Source organism: Nonomuraea terrae (assembly GCF_004348995.1).
Taxonomy (GTDB): domain Bacteria; phylum Actinomycetota; class Actinomycetes; order Streptosporangiales; family Streptosporangiaceae; genus Nonomuraea; species Nonomuraea terrae.
The window spans coordinates 1-1,240 of sequence record NZ_SMKQ01000447.1 but is presented as its reverse complement, the minus strand read 5'-3'; the positions used below and the strand labels follow the sequence as shown (position 1 = coordinate 1,240).

At 70.5% G+C, this 1,240-nt stretch carries 1 protein-coding gene and 1 pseudogene; one reads left to right on the top strand and one right to left on the bottom strand.

Annotated features, from left to right (window positions below; translation table 11 throughout):
* A partial coding sequence (locus E1286_RS47290; protein WP_132623966.1) for a hypothetical protein occupies window positions 1-612 on the bottom strand: 612 nt, incomplete at its 3' end.
* 151 nt (window positions 613-763) lie between these two features.
* Between E1286_RS47290 and E1286_RS47285 the strand changes: the two are divergent.
* Window positions 764-1,240 (top strand): annotated as a pseudogene (locus tag E1286_RS47285) (alanine dehydrogenase); the annotation flags it as partial.

The following is a 1,240-nucleotide window of genomic DNA, read 5'->3' as shown; positions in this document are numbered from 1 at the left end:
GGAGGGGGACGACGTGGGAGTGGTGCCGAGCAGACGGGTGGTCAGCGCCTCGGCGTCCTGCTGGGTGAAGCCTGCGATGCTCAGGCTGTCGCCGTCCATGGGCTGGGTGACGACCGGCGCGACCAGCACCGTCTTCGGCTGCTGGGGGTCTTCGGGGGCGAGCACGACCGCCACCTGCTGCTGCTCCGGCGCCAGCTCGTCGATGAGCTGCACCAGGCGTTCCTTGAAGCCCGACGCGACGGCGATGCGCACGGAGTACGTGCCGTCCTTCTCGCGCACGGGCTCCACCCGCTGCACCGCGCTGACCGTGACGCCGTCCTCCAGGAGGTAGCAGGTGGTCTGCTCCTCGTCGAGCACGGCCGGGTCGCCGGGGCAGGGCGCGGGCTTGGTCTCGCGGACCGGCGCGAAGTGGACGGGCACGGCCAGCCGCTGCGGGGGCGTGCCGCCGAACAGGGGAGCGTCGGGGTTCCTGGTCATCAGGACGGCGACGGTGCCGGCCACGCCGGCGACGAGCACGACGAGCACGAGCGAGACGATCAGCACGATGGTGGTGAGTCTGCTGGCCTTCGGCTCCCCCGGGTCCGCGGTCGGCGGCTCTTCCGGTATGTCCATCGGTTGGCGATCCCATTCTGACGGTCGGGCTGCCGGTGAGCCTATCGAGGAGTGGTCACGCCGGGGTAATCAGCCGGGCAATCCTCTCGCAACCCTCGAAAACAGGTGAGAAGAGATGAAGGATCTCATGCCTGGCGGGAAGTGGTTGGCCATGAAGGTCGGTGTTCCGCGAGAGGTCAAGAACAGCGAGTATCGCGTGGCGCTGACGCCCGCGGGCGTCCACGAGCTCGTACGCCAGGGCCACCAGGTCTTCGTCGAGAACGACGCCGGCACCGGATCCGCGATACCCGACGAGTACTTCGCCGCCGCGGGCGCCGTCATGGTCGCCGGCCCCGACGAGCTCTGGGGGACGTCCGACCTGGTCATGAAGGTCAAGGAGCCGATGCCGGAGGAGTACCACCGGCTGCGCAAGGGGCTGGTGCTCTTCACGTACCTGCACCTGGCCGCCTCGGCGGGCTGCACGCGGGCGCTGCTCGACTCGGGATGCACGGCGGTCGCGTACGAGACCGTGCAGACGGCCGACGGGGCGCTGCCGCTGCTCGCGCCCATGTCGGAGGTGGCGGGACGGCTCGCGCCGCAGGTCGGCGCGTACCACCTGATGAGCTCGGGGGGCGGCAGGGGCGTGCTC